20 protein-coding genes and 1 tRNA gene are annotated in these 15,906 nt (G+C 30.4%); 9 read left to right on the forward strand and 12 right to left on the reverse strand.

Annotated elements, in window-relative coordinates; translation table 11 throughout:
* Positions 1-60: 60 nt before the first annotated feature.
* The 3 genes from N5D90_RS13015 to N5D90_RS13025 form a co-directional block, all read right to left on the reverse strand.
* Positions 61-900, reverse strand: a complete 840-nt coding sequence (locus N5D90_RS13015; protein WP_280062749.1) for a hypothetical protein — start codon at positions 898-900, stop codon at positions 61-63.
* A 38-nt stretch (positions 901-938) separates the two neighbouring features.
* Positions 939-1,559, reverse strand: a complete 621-nt coding sequence (locus tag N5D90_RS13020) for a hypothetical protein (protein ID WP_280062750.1) — start codon at positions 1,557-1,559, stop codon at positions 939-941.
* A gap of 291 nt (positions 1,560-1,850) precedes the next feature.
* Positions 1,851-3,371, reverse strand: coding sequence for a helix-turn-helix transcriptional regulator (locus N5D90_RS13025; RefSeq protein ID WP_280062752.1), 1,521 nt, complete (start codon positions 3,369-3,371; stop codon positions 1,851-1,853).
* 647 nt (positions 3,372-4,018) lie between these two features.
* On the opposite strand from N5D90_RS13025, the gene N5D90_RS13030 reads away from it, so the two are divergent.
* The 4 genes from N5D90_RS13030 to N5D90_RS13045 all read left to right on the forward strand — a co-directional run bounded on the left by N5D90_RS13030 (position 4,019) and on the right by N5D90_RS13045 (position 7,139).
* A complete protein-coding gene (locus N5D90_RS13030) occupies positions 4,019-4,591 on the forward strand; it encodes a nitroreductase (RefSeq protein ID WP_180905388.1) in 573 nt (190 codons plus the stop codon).
* A gap of 111 nt (positions 4,592-4,702) precedes the next feature.
* Positions 4,703-5,536 carry an alpha/beta hydrolase gene (locus N5D90_RS13035; RefSeq protein ID WP_280062756.1) on the forward strand — a complete coding sequence of 278 codons (834 nt, stop codon included), beginning with the start codon at positions 4,703-4,705 and terminating at the stop codon, positions 5,534-5,536.
* Positions 5,537-5,588: 52 nt separating this feature from the next.
* Positions 5,589-6,038: a hypothetical protein gene (locus N5D90_RS13040; protein ID WP_280062757.1), complete on the forward strand. Its 450-nt coding sequence runs from the start codon at positions 5,589-5,591 to the stop codon at positions 6,036-6,038.
* A gap of 33 nt (positions 6,039-6,071) precedes the next feature.
* Positions 6,072-7,139: a kelch repeat-containing protein gene (locus tag N5D90_RS13045; RefSeq protein ID WP_280062758.1), complete on the forward strand. Its 1,068-nt coding sequence runs from the start codon at positions 6,072-6,074 to the stop codon at positions 7,137-7,139.
* Between the two features lie 36 nt (positions 7,140-7,175).
* Here the strand turns inward: N5D90_RS13045 and N5D90_RS13050 are convergent, their stop codons facing one another.
* Both N5D90_RS13050 and N5D90_RS13055 read right to left on the reverse strand, forming a co-directional pair.
* Complete coding sequence (locus tag N5D90_RS13050; RefSeq protein WP_280062760.1) at positions 7,176-7,673, reverse strand: GNAT family N-acetyltransferase; 498 nt, start codon at positions 7,671-7,673, stop codon at positions 7,176-7,178.
* A 32-nt stretch (positions 7,674-7,705) separates the two neighbouring features.
* Positions 7,706-8,167 (reverse strand): DinB family protein, encoded by a 462-nt coding sequence (locus N5D90_RS13055; protein WP_038336414.1) that lies wholly within the window; start codon positions 8,165-8,167, stop codon positions 7,706-7,708.
* 134 nt (positions 8,168-8,301) lie between these two features.
* Here N5D90_RS13055 and N5D90_RS13060 point away from each other — a divergent pair, with 134 nt between their 5' ends.
* The 3 genes from N5D90_RS13060 to N5D90_RS13070 all read left to right on the forward strand — a co-directional run bounded on the left by N5D90_RS13060 (position 8,302) and on the right by N5D90_RS13070 (position 10,587).
* Positions 8,302-9,402, forward strand: a complete 1,101-nt coding sequence (locus N5D90_RS13060; protein WP_114998705.1) for an Mrp/NBP35 family ATP-binding protein — start codon at positions 8,302-8,304, stop codon at positions 9,400-9,402.
* A 14-nt stretch (positions 9,403-9,416) separates the two neighbouring features.
* Positions 9,417-9,707 (forward strand): NifU family protein, encoded by a 291-nt coding sequence (locus N5D90_RS13065; protein ID WP_280062761.1) that lies wholly within the window; start codon positions 9,417-9,419, stop codon positions 9,705-9,707.
* Positions 9,708-9,816: 109 nt separating this feature from the next.
* Positions 9,817-10,587, forward strand: coding sequence for a DUF3108 domain-containing protein (locus tag N5D90_RS13070; RefSeq protein ID WP_280062762.1), 771 nt, complete (start codon positions 9,817-9,819; stop codon positions 10,585-10,587).
* A 30-nt stretch (positions 10,588-10,617) separates the two neighbouring features.
* On the opposite strand, the gene N5D90_RS13075 is transcribed toward N5D90_RS13070, so the two are convergent.
* The 3 genes from N5D90_RS13075 to N5D90_RS13085 all read right to left on the reverse strand — a co-directional run bounded on the left by N5D90_RS13075 (position 10,618) and on the right by N5D90_RS13085 (position 12,115).
* A complete protein-coding gene (locus tag N5D90_RS13075) occupies positions 10,618-11,013 on the reverse strand; it encodes a DUF1398 domain-containing protein (RefSeq protein WP_280062763.1) in 396 nt (131 codons plus the stop codon).
* Position 11,014: 1 nt separating this feature from the next.
* On the reverse strand, positions 11,015-11,659 hold the full coding sequence (gene aat / locus N5D90_RS13080; protein WP_280062765.1) for a leucyl/phenylalanyl-tRNA--protein transferase: 645 nt from the start codon (positions 11,657-11,659) through the stop codon (positions 11,015-11,017).
* 84 nt (positions 11,660-11,743) lie between these two features.
* On the reverse strand, positions 11,744-12,115 hold the full coding sequence (locus N5D90_RS13085; protein WP_180905392.1) for a DUF3127 domain-containing protein: 372 nt from the start codon (positions 12,113-12,115) through the stop codon (positions 11,744-11,746).
* Between the two features lie 117 nt (positions 12,116-12,232).
* Between N5D90_RS13085 and N5D90_RS13090 the strand changes: the two genes are divergently transcribed.
* A tRNA-Leu gene (locus N5D90_RS13090) sits at positions 12,233-12,314 on the forward strand.
* 346 nt (positions 12,315-12,660) lie between these two features.
* The gene (locus tag N5D90_RS13095; protein WP_038336421.1) at positions 12,661-12,864 is read left to right on the forward strand and encodes a CsbD family protein; all 204 of its coding nucleotides are present in this window, start codon (positions 12,661-12,663) and stop codon (positions 12,862-12,864) included.
* 45 nt (positions 12,865-12,909) lie between these two features.
* On the opposite strand, the gene N5D90_RS13100 is transcribed toward N5D90_RS13095, so the two are convergent.
* The 4 genes from N5D90_RS13100 to N5D90_RS13115 are packed head-to-tail and all read right to left on the reverse strand — an operon-like array spanning position 12,910 to position 15,895.
* Positions 12,910-14,034, reverse strand: a complete 1,125-nt coding sequence (locus N5D90_RS13100) for a GNAT family N-acetyltransferase (protein ID WP_280062767.1) — start codon at positions 14,032-14,034, stop codon at positions 12,910-12,912.
* A gap of 46 nt (positions 14,035-14,080) precedes the next feature.
* On the reverse strand, positions 14,081-14,602 hold the full coding sequence (locus N5D90_RS13105) for a DUF4833 domain-containing protein (protein ID WP_280062768.1): 522 nt from the start codon (positions 14,600-14,602) through the stop codon (positions 14,081-14,083).
* A 48-nt stretch (positions 14,603-14,650) separates the two neighbouring features.
* Complete coding sequence (locus N5D90_RS13110) at positions 14,651-15,253, reverse strand: hypothetical protein (protein ID WP_280062770.1); 603 nt, start codon at positions 15,251-15,253, stop codon at positions 14,651-14,653.
* Positions 15,254-15,256: 3 nt separating this feature from the next.
* Positions 15,257-15,895, reverse strand: coding sequence for a DedA family protein (locus tag N5D90_RS13115; RefSeq protein WP_280062771.1), 639 nt, complete (start codon positions 15,893-15,895; stop codon positions 15,257-15,259).
* Positions 15,896-15,906: the final 11 nt, after the last annotated feature.

Raw genomic sequence — 15,906 nt, forward strand, 5'->3', positions numbered from 1 at the left:
ATTATAAAAGTATTATGCCGTATCACAATCATTATTATTAATTGCTAATCGGCTGGTTTATTATTGGTTTACTGGCATTGCATATAAATACATATCGTTCAACGATGGGTCGAACTCCCACATATTTCCCGTAGTAGCACCTAATTGTCTTTTTGAATTTTTGAGTAAAACATAAATAGTAGCACTATTACCTGTAACCACCACTACAGAAGAACCAGATAAAAAATTGATAGAATTAGCAGCATTCGTACTTTTGGTGATAGCTGTTGCATATCCCATATATGGAGTTGTATTAGAACCTATGATTTCAAAACCATTTTGTTCTCTGGTAGTAGAACTTGATGAAAGATATGCTTTTTGCCAAAATCCAGATTTATGCGGTACATCTGCTGTTATATTTAAATTCAAACCGAAGTTTACCACCCATTTTCCTTTTGGAAGGGTAATGTTTGCTCCCGTATAGATTTCTAGAGGTGCAGAAGATGAATCATCAGAAGTAATGACAGAAGTCCCCCAAGTTCCCAAAATGGTTGGTTTTGTTACTGCTACTTCTTTCCAATAAGCTGTACCGTCTGCTTTACTCATAAGAAAATATCCTTCACCTTGTGTGCCATCATCTAATTTAAATCCTGCAATAGGAGAAGCAGAAGTTCCGCCAGTTACAATGTCTAACTTTTGAACAGGTGCTGTAACACCTAATCCCAAATTACCATTTGTAAGAAACACCAAATCGTTTCTTTGTTGTGCTGGAGTATAAGTAGAACCTGCACCTGTAAGAGGATTGTCTCTACCTCCATCTATATTAAAAACCCCTTGTGGATTTGATGTATTTACTCCTACTTGTGAGAATGCTACTCCTGAAATTAAAATTGCAATTATTATATAAAGATTTTTATTCATTTGGTTATTTTTATTTGTTACTTTTTATTAATTATTATTCAACAAACTATAGGTGGTGGTCGAATTGAAAAATATGTTTCGCTTATTTTACTTAAACCTTTGTTTTTATAGAAAGATTTAATTGATTTTCCTAAAATAATTTTTCGATAGTCGATTTTTGTTTGGCTTGAAAAAACTCCTACTAATTGTGTATTACTAATTGTAGATATAAACTTTCCTATCTGATTCCCAATATCATAAAACAAAGAAGACCTTGAGCATTCAAAGCTGTATGACGATTTTATTGTAGGTTCTATTTGTTCTTTTTCTTTTTGTTTCTTGTGAGAAACTGCTAAGTGCTTTAATGGAGTAGTCCTAATTTTGGAATCCTCTATGTCAACTACTTTTGCAAAGAGATTTTTTTGATCATCGGATACAACTGCGTTTTTAGAAATGTAAAAATCCCCCTTTATAGGTTTGATATTCTCAATAATTGATTCATCATGAATTTCTACTACTGTGGCTCCCTCAGAAACATAAAGTTGTGAATTGCTACTCTGAAAAATCTGAGCGTGAAAAGAAATAGAGATCAATGAAAATAAGAAAGCACAACAATACTTTTTATTTCTAAAAAATATTGAATGTGTAAAAAATATTGAATGTGCTTTTTCCGAAAACATAATTTTCATTTGTGATTATGATCTCAATTAGATACAAAGAGAAAGCATTAAAACACAATATGAAAGCTTAACATACAAGACTAATCAATTATAACAACATATTAAATGACTATAATCAATTGAACACATTCAATTGATTATCAGTGATATGAATTTTTTGAAAAAAGAATTTTAGATGTGTAGTCATTGAGACAATGATATCTAGTTAAACAAATAAAATTGATAGGTAAAAATGGAATTATTAAAGAAATTTGCAATAAAAATAGCTGAGTCATCTAAACAAAAAATTTATTATTGATGTGATTCTTTTTGTAAATAAGTAATGTATTGTGAAGGAGAAATTTTTGTTTTAGCCTTAAAATTTACTGCAAATTGGTTGTACGATTTATAACCACACATTTCTGCAAGAGCTGCAATTTTGTATTTACGATATTGCGGATTATCTTTTAGTAATTGTGTAAAATAATCGATTCGTAAATCATTCATATAATTATTAAAGTCTTGATTGTAATATTTTTTCAGTAGAAAACTTAAATTTCTGGGAGTGATATTAAGTTTCGATGCTAATTGGATTGCTAAAAAATTTTGAGCTAAAAAGAAATGTTTTTGCTCTAAATTCTTCAATTTTTTGATAATTTGATCCTCATTTTCAATTTCTCTAGACTTCTCGAAAATTATAGAATGAGTTGTTGTTTTTACATTTTTTTTCTGTTCAAGACCAGCAATAATCTCCTGAAATGCAGAAGTTAGCTTTTTACGCTTAAATCTATTATACCAAATCAAAATAATCACAACTATTGTACAGAATAAAATAATAATAAAACTAATACTTGTTTTATATTTCTCTTCTTGAATCTTATTTTTTGACTTTCTCGTTTCATATTTAATTAACTCTTGTATATTTAAGGTTTCATTATGGGTTAACTTATCTATTTCTTCGACAAAGGATAATTGTTCTTCAGGTGAATCTATTTTTGCGGCGAGTCTCTCTTTTAAAATAAGTTTTGTAGCTGCAACTGTGTTTTTGGTTTTAGATCTAGAATATGCTGAAGAAAAATAAGTTTTCGCTTCCTCTTTTTTTCCATTTTTTATTGCTAATAGAGCTTTAGCTAATTCATAAATTTCATATAACGATGAGTTTTCCCTTATGGTTACATCACGTATTGTGTTATCTGCTTTTTTTATATTTTTCTCTGCTTCAAAAATATTACCGCATTTCATTTGAGTAAAAGCATTTTGGGCATACACTGCAAAAATGTAATCAGGATCTTTTTTTTGAATGTCTAAAGGTACTAAACTTAAATATTTTATTCTAGCTTCAGAAGCTTTACAATAATCCGCATCAATATCATAGATTTTGGATAGATTATAATAATATTCAGCTTCTTTGAAGGGATTTTTATATTCTTTTTGTAGTTTAATATAGTTTTGCCAAGCATCATTTGATTGTTCTATAAGCCCTGCCCTTCTATATGACATTACTAAACCATTTGTATAGGCCATTTTTAGATTTATTGAATCAATATTTTTGCCTATTTTTCCAGCTTCTTCATAATAATAGACTGCTTGAATATAAAAGCCATTTCTATATTTCATTCCACCCATAATATAATTTGCGTAAAACTTCTCATCAGAAGTTTGTGCATTTTGAAGAAGGGCTTCAGAATTAAAATTATAGTTATTCGAATTTGTATTCAGCAATTTTTTATAATACTCAAAATTTACAGATTTCTTTTCATCTAGTTTTTGCTGAGCAAAACAGAATGTTGTAAGACAAAGAAATAGTAAAAAATTTATTTTTGAGTGATTCATTCTTTATAAGTATGTACAAAAATAATGAAATTTCAAAATAACTGTTTCATATAAGAATGGAAAACAATTCTTTTACAAAATAAATTGTTGGTTTAGCGTTGACTTTTTGTAAATGTGCTGATGAGCGTTAGAAAAAAGAATAAATTTTGCCTTGGGATAGTTTTTTTTTTTAAAATACTTACTTGATTTACTATAATTTTAATTTTGGAAACCTTACTGGAAGCATTGCATATAAAACTCAAATTAGCAAAATTCCCATAATGATAAGCGTTAAAAGGAAATAGCTTCCTATATTTTTGAAACCTCCAAAAAAGTCACCTAGCTCTAACGACATTTTGTTTTCAGTACGTCTGCACCAATCATAAATCCCGTTATAAGTGGATACATCACAAAAAATAACCAATTACAGTGCACGAAGTAAACATATAAATAATGGCTACCATAAGGGCATAAATCACAAATAGCTGCCAATTGTTTTGGAAAAGCTCTAATGATTAATTGAAATATTTCCCAATATCAAATTGAAATTTATTGTTTTTTTAATATTCAATTTTGTTGTAATCTAATGTTTTCATCTTAACGTTGGTTTAATTGAAATTAATGTAAATTTGCTTGATTAGTAGAATAAAATTAATAATTGTTACAACATGAATGCAAACGATTTATTATCAATCATAAAAAATAGACGCTCTATATTTCCTCCGCAATACAATCAAGAAGAAATTACGCGCGAAGAATTGAATCAAATTTTTGAGGCTGCAAATTGGGCGCCTTCTCATAAAAAAACTGAACCTTGGCGTTTTGTCGTTTTAGAAGGTCCTGCAAAAGACCGTTTCCGCGAATACGTGAAGCGTGTTTATGTGCAAGGAACGCCAACAGATCAATTGAGCGACAGAAAAATAAATGCATTAATTGAGAAATGTGATAAGTCGAATAAAATTGTATTAATCAATTTTATCAACACAGAAAAAAATCCTGAATGGGAAGAATTAGCTGCGACTTCTATGGCTGTTCAAAATATGTGGTTAATGGCAAGTGCGCTAAACATTGGTGCATATTGGTCTTCTCCAGCAAACATTATCGCCAATGTTGATGAGTTTACAACTATGGAAGAAGGCGAAAAATGTGTTGGTGTTTTCTATATGGGAAAAATTGAAGGAGATTCTCCAGAAGCTGTTCGTCAACCAATCGAAGATAAAGTGAGATTTTTAGAGTATTAAAAACTCTTTAGAAAATAATTTGAAAAAGACTACTAATTTTTTAGTGGTCTTTTTTATTAAATAGAAAATCAACTCTTTATGATTTTTGTATATTTGATTAAATACTTTAATATGAAATACATGAAATCGATTTTTAACTACTTATTAGTTGTAATCTCTATTAGTTTTTTGACATCTTGCAAAAACTCTAATCCCGTTGTTTACAATGATCCTATTCCAAAACATGAAACATTTACAATTGATTCTAAAATTCTAAATGAAAAGCGAATTATTAATGTTTGGGTTCCAAAAGAATATTCAACTACTCAGGATTCGTTATCCGTTTTGTATATGCCTGATGGCGGAACAAAAGAGGATTTTCCACATATTGCAAACACATTGGACAGTTTGATTACTTCGAAAAAAATAAAACCAGTTATTTTGGTTGGAATTGAAAATATACAACGTCGCAAAGATTTGAGTCCACCAACCGAAAACGAAGAGGATAAAAAAATAGCCGATGTTGTGGGAGGTTCGAATGAATTTAGAAGTTTTGTCAAGGATGAATTATTTCCTGAAATCACGAAAAAGTATCGCACTCAATCCCAAAAAGGAATTATTGGTGAATCGTTGGCTGGATTATTTATCATGGAAACTTTTCTGAAACAACCCGAAATGTTTGATTATTATATTGCGATTGATCCTTCACTTTGGTGGAACGATCATAAAATGTTATTAAATGCAAAAGATGATTTAGCTAAATTTCCTTCTACTCCAAAAAAGTTATGGTTTGCAGGATCTGGAGCAAGTGATATTTTGCCTTATACAGATGATTTGAAGAATATTTTAACACAAGAAAAACTTCCAAATCTACAATGGAATTATTCTCCAGAACCGAAAGAAGAACATGCTACAATTTACAGAGCAACTAAAGAAAAAGCTCTGATTTGGAGTATTGGGAAATAAAATAATTAACCTCTCTACTACTATGGACAATCGTATCGAAAAATTAAAATCAATGCAGACGAATCTGCTAATTGATGTTGTAAAACGCTATCAACAATTTGGCTATCCAATTGAAATAAAAAATGAAGCTATTAAAATCCTTGAGCAAAGAGGAATTAAAATGGATCAATTAGAATTAACTGGAAAATTAAAAAACACAACTTATGATACCGCAATGGAAGCTTATCAACAATACAAGTTGTTTTCTATAATTGCATTAGTTTTAAACATTATATCCATTTTTCTCATGAAAGATTCTTCCTACGCAGGATACATTTGTTATATAATTATGTTACTTTTTATTCTCCTGTCTTTTTCAAGTGCAAGAAAATTATCTGCAATATTAAATGATGAATCTATCGATTATTCTTACATCTATATTTTTGTTGGAATGTTTTTATACTTTATCATTTTTTTCATCACTCGAAATCATATTAAAGAGGCTATAAAAACAGTTCGGTAAAAATTATTTACAACATAAATCAACTATTTAAATATGAAATCAATATCGTCAGCTTCGTTAATTAGTTTTCTATTTATCTTTTTTCTGCAAACAAAATCTTTTGCCCAAGAAAAAATAGAATTAGAAGAAGTACAAATCAACGCTAAAACTAAATTAAATAACTCTGTACAATATGAGAAATTGAAAAACATGCCAGAAATTGGTGTTTATTCTTTTGGAGTTATAGTAGAAAACAACAAATTATATGTGATGAGCGGAGACGTTTCTAATGTTGGTGTGAGAACAGAATATAAAGGATTTAGTAATAAAATTTATATTTATGATTTGGAACGAGATTTTTGGAAAACATCAAAAACTAAATCTTCAACCATTGCAAATAATTCTATCATTAGTCACAATGGTTTGCTTTATAGTTTTGGAGGAAGAAGATTCGGTAACAACAGAAATCGAGAACTTTTGAACAACAAAATAGATGTTTATGATGTTAAAAATGACACTTTAATCATAGATAATGTAATGGCTCATCAGGCTGTCAATTTTGCATCAGTAAAAGTTGATAACAAAGTACTTTTCTTTGGAGGTTCTACAAAAAAATATAATAATGGAACAAAGTTTTTCACAAACAAAGTTAGTATGTACAATCTTTCTACTGGATTGTGGTACGAAATGGATCCTATGCCAGACGCGAAAGAAGCGCCAGCAATTCTAGTTGATAATAAGATTTATTTGATCGGAGGTAACAAAAATCATTTATTAAAATCAATTGATTCTTTTAATCTAAATGATGGAAAATGGACAAAAGAATTTGAACTTCCTATCGCCATGAGTAGACCATCATTAGCAAAAAAAGAACATCTCATTTATATCTACGAAAATGGTATATTTTATACATTTGATACACAGGAAAAAATTCTGAAAGAATATGCAATAAACAACATATTTGCACTTAATGGTGAAATATTTATCTACAATGATTTTATGTATATTCTTGGTGGAATCGTTGATAATAAAGATCTTTCAAGCGAAATGTACAGATTCAGCTTAAGTGAATTTAACAATACCAAAGTAAAAAGAGAATTAAAACTCAAAAAAAGTTTATAAACAAAAAAACCTCACTTCAAATGAATTGAGGTTTTTTTATGCGATTCGTTTTCCTAAAATAGTTAAACTTCTTTCTATTCCGTCTAATATTGCAATACTGGGATAATTTCCCCATTCTTCGAAACCAAAATGTTTGAATAATTTCAAGCTCGGTTCGTTATGCGAAAAGATAAAACCTAAAATCGTTTTAATTCCAAATTCTGGTGCTTTCGTAATACTATATTCCAACACTTGTTTTCCTAAACCTTTTCCACGTTGCGCTGCATCTAAATAAATGCTGATTTCTACAGTTGCATCATAAGCTGGTCTTCCATAAAAAGATTGAAAACTTACCCATCCTACAATGTCTTTCGATTCATTTTCTACAACCCAAAGTGGTCTTTTTTCAGGTGAATGTTCTTCGAACCATTTTACTTTACTTTCAACTGAAACTTGTTCTGTATCGGCAGTTACTAATCGCGAAGCTATTGTCGAATTATAAATTTCTGTTATTTTTTCTAAATCGCTTCGTTTAGCATCTCTGTATGTTAACATCTAAATTTTTAAATTTTATTCTGCGTTTGATTTTAAAAAGGAATATTCTTTTTCATCGCCATCATATAGCCCAAATGCATTGCTTCGTGAATATTGTTGTACAAAATTGCATCTTCAATCGATTCTAATGTCATACCAAAACTTGTTTTATATGATCGATAATACGATAGTTTTTCCGAACGATAATCCTTGAACATCTGCATTGGTGTACTTTCCAACATTTCCTTCAATTCTGTCACATCTTCTTCCGTTACTTCCGTATTTCCAATTGTTCCTTTTTTATACTTCTGAATAAACTGAATATCGACCAACATCCTATTATCGGTTAAATAATAATGGATCAATTGTTGTGTTGCCAAAACATGAGCCGCATTCCAAAACAAATTGTTTTTATAGCCAACAGGTATATAAAGTAGTTGTTTCAGAGAGTGTTGTTCAAGCTCATCAATAATCTGTTTTCTTATATTCGTCAGATAAATAATATGCTCTTCCATAGTCAGATTTAAAGTTTAAATATACATCAAATTAAGTCTATTTATCAAATTATAAAGCAAAACAATTAAAATCACGTTTTTAGATTATTTAAAGTCTTTGATTCTTCGTAATTTTGTCGCATTAAATTTAAAAGATGGCTTACACAAGAGATCAAATATATCAAGTATTAGAAGAATTGGGTATTCGCAATTGGATGCGTAACGCTCAAGTGATGGGAAATGATATTATTTTGGATATTGTTTCTCCTTCGCCTGCAATGCACGAACGCAAGCGTTTGGAAATTGCGTTGAAAAATGCATTTAAAGAAAATTTACCTGAGTCAAATCTTAAACTTAACATTTCTGTTGAAGTTGAAGAAAAAAATCCGAACGAAATCAAAGGTTCAGAATTACCAGGTGTTAAAAATATTATCGCTGTAGCATCAGGAAAAGGTGGTGTTGGTAAATCTACTGTTTCATCAAACTTAGCAATTAGTTTAGCAAACATGGGATTCAAAGTTGGTTTATTAGATGCTGATATCTACGGACCTTCTATGCCAATTATGTTCGATTGTCAAGATGCTCGTCCATATTCTGTAGAAGTTAATGGAAAAACGAAAATAAAACCAGTAGAAGCTTACGGAATCAAGTTATTATCAATTGGATTTTTTGCTGATACAGATCAAGCAATTGTTTGGAGAGGACCGATGGCTGCAAAAGCATTGAATCAAATGATTCGTGATGCACATTGGGGAGAATTAGATTTCTTATTAATCGATTTACCTCCAGGAACAGGTGACATTCATTTATCTATCGTACAACAAGTTCCAATTACAGGAGCAGTTGTGGTTTCTACGCCTCAAAATATTGCATTAGCAGATGCTAAAAAAGGAGTTGGAATGTTCCAAATGGAAGCGATTAATGTTCCAGTTTTAGGAATTGTAGAAAATATGGCGTATTTTACACCAGAAGAATTACCTAACAATAAATATTATATCTTTGGACAAAATGGTGCAAAGAACTTAGCAGAACAAATTGGTGTTCCTTTCTTAGGCGAAATTCCAATTGTACAATCTATTCGCGAAGCTGCTGACGTTGGTCGTCCAGCTGCAATGCAAGAAGATACTGTTGTGGCTAATGTTTACAAAGAAATTGCACGTAACGCAGTACAAAGTTTAGTAGAACGTAACAATACTTTGCCTCCAACAGAAGCTGTTCGTATTACAACGATGGCAGGTTGTTCGGCAAAAAATTAAAAAAGTAAAAGATCATGACTCCAGAAGAAAAATATTCAGAAGTTGAAAAGGCCTTAACTGAAATTAGACCATTCTTAAATTCAGATGGAGGCGATATCGAATTAGTATGTGTAGAAGATAATATTGTAAAAGTTCGCCTTACAGGTGCATGTATAGCATGTTCTGTCAACCAAATGACCTTAAAGTCAGGTGTTGAAATGACCATCAAAAAATATGTTCCAGAAATCGTTTCGGTTATCAATGTTTCAGATTTTGAAACTTCAACTGAAGCAGATCAAATATCTTCACTAAAAGAAGAAAATTAGAATATCATTAGATTCTCATAAATTAAAACGCCTTTATATCAATTTATAAAGGCGTTTTATTATTTTTGGCAAACAATTTGAATCTTAACCACAAAACCAAAAATTCAAAATGAAAAAATATATTTTATTTTTTACTTTTATTATCCTTTCTTTTGCATTGCCTTTAAATGCTCAAATCAACTACAAAGTTGGCGAAAATCTAAAGTTTAGAGTTCATTATTCTGGATTGAATGCAGGATATGCATCAATTGATGTAAAAGAAGCTACTTTGAACGGAAAAAGTCATTTTCATATCGTAGGAAAAGGAACTTCTACTGGTGCTGTGCGTGCTTTTTTTAAGGTAGATGATAATTACGAATCGTATATTGATAAAACAGATTTGAAACCAACAAAATTTGTTCGAAATATTGTAGAAGGAAGTTACAAACGTCATCAAATCTATTATTTTGATCATGCCAATAGAAAAGCAAAAGTTGAAAATAAACGAGATGGAAAAGTAACGACAGAAACAATTCCGTACGATGCGCAAGATTTACTTTCTGCTTTTTACAGTTTACGTAATACCAATCATGCCACTCTTAAAACAGGAGATTATTTGAACGAAAATATTTTTCTTGGTGACGAAACGCTAAAATTTCGATTGAAAGTTTTGGGACGTGAAACCTTAAAAACAAAATTCGGAAAAATTGCGGCAATCAAAATTCGTCCATACGTACAATCTGGTCGTGTTTTCAAAGAATCAGAATCGGTTACGATGTGGATTTCTGACGATGATAACTTAGTTCCGCTAAAAATAAAGGCTGGATTATTAGTTGGGTCGTTAAATGCAGATCTTAACGAGTATAGCAATCTAAAATATCCTATTACTTTTACGAAGTAAATTGATAGTAAATCATAAAAAATCCCGCTATTAATGCGGGATTTTTTCATTTAGTATCATATTTCCGTTTTTGTCAAAATAAGTACACGTATAATCTTCTAAAGAAACAATCCATTTCTCTACGCCTGTTTCTGCGCAATGTTTACAAAACGTAAAATAATCTGTTTCACCTTTTTGATGAATTTTTAGATACGCGATAAACTTTTCAATATTTACATCATCTACAATCATTAAATCATCGTATTGTGCATCAGAAGTCGTTTCGAAATCATCTGTCCCAAAATAATTAGTATGACTATCCACCACCCAAGTCTCAAAAGCTATAACGCCTAAAGATTTAATCTCTTTGATATAATTCGGAAAATCTGCTCCAGATTTCACTTTTTCATGTGCTTTTTCTATATCGGCAACTATAAATTTTTTCATATTATTTTGATTGATTATGTTCCAAATATTCCAAAAAAATATCACTCGGAATTTCCATTGCACCCAAACTCGCTAAATGCTCTGTATAAACTTGACAATCGATCAATTTATATTTCTTGTGATATTTTGCAACAAATTGTATAAAACCAGCTTTGGAAGCATTGCTCACTTTCGCAAACATACTTTCTCCACAAAAAACGTCGCCCATATCAATTCCATAAAAACCACCTACCAATTCGTCGTTTAGCCAAACTTCGATACTTTTTGCAATTCCCATTTCATGTAACGTACAATATGCCTCGATCATATCATTTGTAATCCAAGTTCCGTCTTGATCTTTTCTATACGCTTGCGAACAATTTGTAATCACTTCTCGAAACGCTTTATTCTCTGAATAGGTAAATGTTTGATCTCGAAAAACTTTCTTCATCGATTTCGAAACATGTAAATTTTCTGGAAATAAGACAAATCGATCTTGAGGAAACCACCAAATAATTGGATCTTCTTCATTAAACCAAGGGAAAATTCCTTTCTGATAAGCCAAAATTAAGCGTTCTGGTGAAAGATCTCCTCCAACAGCTATAATTCCCTCACTATTCACTTCATCGTAATCAGGAAAGATTAAATCAGAACTTAACCAATACATATCGTTTTGTGTATAATTTATATAAAATTAAAAAAACGTGTCCAATAAAGAACACGTTTAGTATTAATTGATGTTTTGTTTTCCTTAGAATGGTAAATCATCATCATCTCCGTTAGAAAAAGTATCTACTGGAGGCGCTGGTGCAAAATTATCGTAACCTTGAGGTGCTTGTGCAGCTGCATTTGCCATATTTTCAATTCTCCACGCTTGGATTGTATTGAAATATCTTGCTACACCTTCTGGGTTCACCCACTCGCGACCACGAATGTTGATAGAAACTTTCACTTCATCACCAGGTTTGTAAGCATTCAACACATCTGTCTTATCTTGTGTAAGCTCAATTAAAATATCTTGTGGATATTGTTCTTGCGTTGTAACAACGAATTCTCTTTTCTTGAAACTTGCAGTAATATTTTGAGTTTCAAATATTTTTTTAATTCTTCCTGTAATTTCCATTTTTGTAAAAGCTTTGTACAAATTTAGAATGTAAAAAAAGATTAAAAAAATTTTATTTCGAAATTTTGTTAGAAAGAAAACTTGTGTATATTTGCAATCCAAATCGGTGAGATTTTAGCGGGCGTGGTGGAATTGGTAGACACGCTAGACTTAGGATCTAGTGCCGCAAGGTGTGGGAGTTCGAGTCTCCCCGCCCGTACAACAAAAAAGACTTTGAAAATATTTTTCAAAGTCTTTTTTTATGATTTATTGTTTTCTAACGATTTATAATATTTTTCATAAATTTAGGTCATTATTTGGTTATAAGTTGGTTTGGTATGTATTCGAAAAGAAAAAGAAATTTGAAATCTGGAGGGAGAACTATCCCCATTTTTGAATTTATAGTGGTTGTTATTATCATCATTATTTTGATTTACTTCGCAGTATTCTAAACCAATATTCCTATATTTTATTTAACATTTTTTTATAAGTCTTTCGAAATCTATGGTTTAATATTTGTTCAACATATAGTATAAATCTATTTACAACTTATAAAACAAAAAATTATGGACAAATTAGAATTAGAAGGGAAATGGAATCGAATCAAAGGCGCTGTAAAACAAAAATATGGTGATTGGTTTGATGATGACAAAGTTTATGCTGAAGGAAAATACGATGAAGTTGTAGGTAAAATTCAGGAAAAAACAGGAAAATCTAGAGAAGAAATTGAAAGTACAATCAAAGATTGGAAAGAAGACAATCAAGATTAATTATTATTTCAATTAAAAAGGTTAGGACAAAATCCTAACCTTTTTTTATGCTTCTATATTTTTATAAAATGTTTTTCGTCGCTTGTGAACAACAGGATCAAAGTTTTTCCATAATTGTTGCACTTTTGTATTTTCCTCAAGCAAAGGGTTCGTTTCTAAAGTTTTAATCCCTCTTGCTATAAATCGATCATAAAGTTCTTTAAAAATCAAGGCATTTACACCTTTATTTTGATAATGAGGATCAATTCCAATCAAATAAAATTCGACATGATCGTTCTTTTTTTGTGCTTGCATCAAATGCCACCAACCAAATGGAAACAATTTTCCTTTCGTTTTCTGAAATGCTTTCGAAAATGAAGGCATTGTAATCGCAAAAGCAATCATTTTGTTGTTTTTATCTTTTACACACGAAATAAAATCAGGATGAATAAATTTTAGATATTTCTTTTTGTAATGTTCAACCTGAAATTTTTCTATCGGAACAAAACTTTGCAATTCTGCATACGTCACATTCAACAAATCGAACATCTCATCAACATAAGGTAACATTTCGTCAATTGTTTCAAATTTATACGTATCAATTTCGTAACGTTTTTTGAGCATTTCGCACAATTTATCCATTTGTTTTACCTTACCCAAATTAGCAATATCAATAGAATATTCTAACCATTCGGCTTTTGGTTGATAACCTAATTCTTGCAAATATGTTTGATAATATTCGTAATTATACAAACCGATTAAAGTTGCAACTTTATCAAATCCTTCTGTTAATAACCCCGCTTTATCCATATTCGAAAATCCCATCGGACCTTCTATATAACTCAGTTTATTTTTTTTAGCAATGTTTTCAACAGTTGTTAATAAAGCTTTCAGAATGTTAATATCATCTTTAAAAACTAACCAACCAAACCGAATTTTAGTCTTTCCAAGTTCTTTTACTTCGGTCCAATTGATAATCGAAACAATTCGCCCAACCACTTCTTCGCCTTTGTAAGCTAAAAAATAGTTAGCTTCTACCGTCTCAAAAATTGCATTCTTTTTATCAAAACTTGCGAGTTCATCTTTCTTTAAAGAAGGCACCCAATACGGATTATCTTTATACACTTCAAAAGGTAAATCGACAAATTTCTTCATTTCACTTGGCGTGTTCACCTCTTTTACTTCGATCATATGCTATTAAATTGCGTCTTAAAGATTCTAATTTAGGAAGATTTTTTTAGAGAACAATTTTCTCTTCTACAGATTTTCCGTTTTTATCTTTTCCGTAAAATAAAATATAATCAAGCTTTACGGAGATTCCAGCCGTTCCTTTCTTCTGTTTCAAAAAAACACGATTCAATGTTATCAACTTGTTATTAACAGTTGTTTGAACAATTGGTTTTTTTTGAGAATCAAGCTTGAGCGTTAATTTTTGAGTTGGATAAGAAACCAGTGTCAACTGAAAAACATTCTTTTCAATTTTCTTAATATCTAAACCATATGCCAATTTCTTTTGTATAGAAGTCAAGGGCTTTTTTGAACCATCTTCAGCATAAAGAATGCGATAAATATCAACTGGATTATCATCATCTAAAATCCCTTTGCTCGAAAAAAGTGCATCGTAAACAAACGTATTTTTATTGTCGTTGTGTTGAATATAAAATAGTCTATTTTCTGATTTTGGAGGGACAGGATAACCTTGTTGCGCATTTACAACAAAAGAAAAAAGGATAGAGCAAATAATTAATAGGTTTTTCATTAGTTCATATTTTTGAGGATAGAAGATAAGAATTATTTGAATGATTATCTAAATCCAAATAAAAAGTTTCGAAACTTTAACTTGTTCAATATTATTTCGATCAAGAAAATCTTGAGGAAATTTGATTAAATCTGAAATTGAAATGACGTTTTCATTCTGAGTAAAATTATATTTACCATGACCAGTTTGATATTTAGAACTTTTATTAGAAACTTCGTGATTGATTTCAATCATTTCATCTTCTAAATCAATTATAATTTCTGTTTCTTTTTCTACAACTAACAAAGCCTTTTTATTCCTGAAAAAATAAATTTCGCGCTTAGATTCCTTCAAGAGATGATTGTAAGTATTCGCAATTGGAATAATAAAAGCAAAGAATAGTATCAAAGAAATCATTCCAATAATTATGTTAGTCAAAGTGAAATCTGTCACAAACAATAATTGATAAGCTACAAATAAAAAAGTGAGACAAAGAATTGCGAAAAGAATTGTATTGAAAACTGAAATATAGCTTACAAAAGCAATCTTGACGCGAATAACTTCATCATTTTCGTGTTTATATTCTTTTTGTGAATCAATGATAAATAAAATGATTGGTAGAAAAATTATTAACAAAAGTAAGATGATGAAAATGGTATTTTCTGTGTTCATTTTTTATTTCTTCATTTTCTCTTTGACGAATTCTACAACAATCGGAACTAAAGAAAAAACAATAATTGCCATGACAACTATCTCGAAATTGTTTTTGATAAATGGAATTGTTCCTAGAAAATATCCAGCCAATGTAATCCCGAAAACCCAAATTATTCCACCTATAAAATTATATTTGATAAATGTACCATAATGCATTTTAGAAATTCCTGCAACGAAGGGAGCAAGCGTTCTTACAATCGGAACAAAACGTGCAATTACAATGGTTTTAGAACCATATTTTGTAAAGAAATCTTCAGTCTTTTGAATGGCAGAATCTTTAATAATTCGTTTTCCGAAAATTTTGGCTGTGACTAATTTCGCTCCTAAGGTTTTTCCAATCGTATAATTGACCGTGTCGCCTGCAATCGCTGCAACCCAAAGCAAACCTAATACGATATAAATATTGAGTTGATCTGGAAAAGCTGCAGCCAACATTCCTGCCGCAAATAAAAGCGAATCGCCAGGTAGAAAAGGCATGACAACCAAACCTGTTTCGATAAAAATTAAGAGAAACAAAATCAAGTAAAACCAGTTTTGATAATCATTCAAAATGGTTTCTAAATATTTATCGATATGTAGTATGTAATCTAAAATTTCCATGATTTAAAGGT

It is taken from the genome of Empedobacter sp. GD03797, assembly GCF_029842105.1.
Classification (GTDB): Bacteria; Bacteroidota; Bacteroidia; order Flavobacteriales; family Weeksellaceae; genus Empedobacter; species Empedobacter falsenii_C.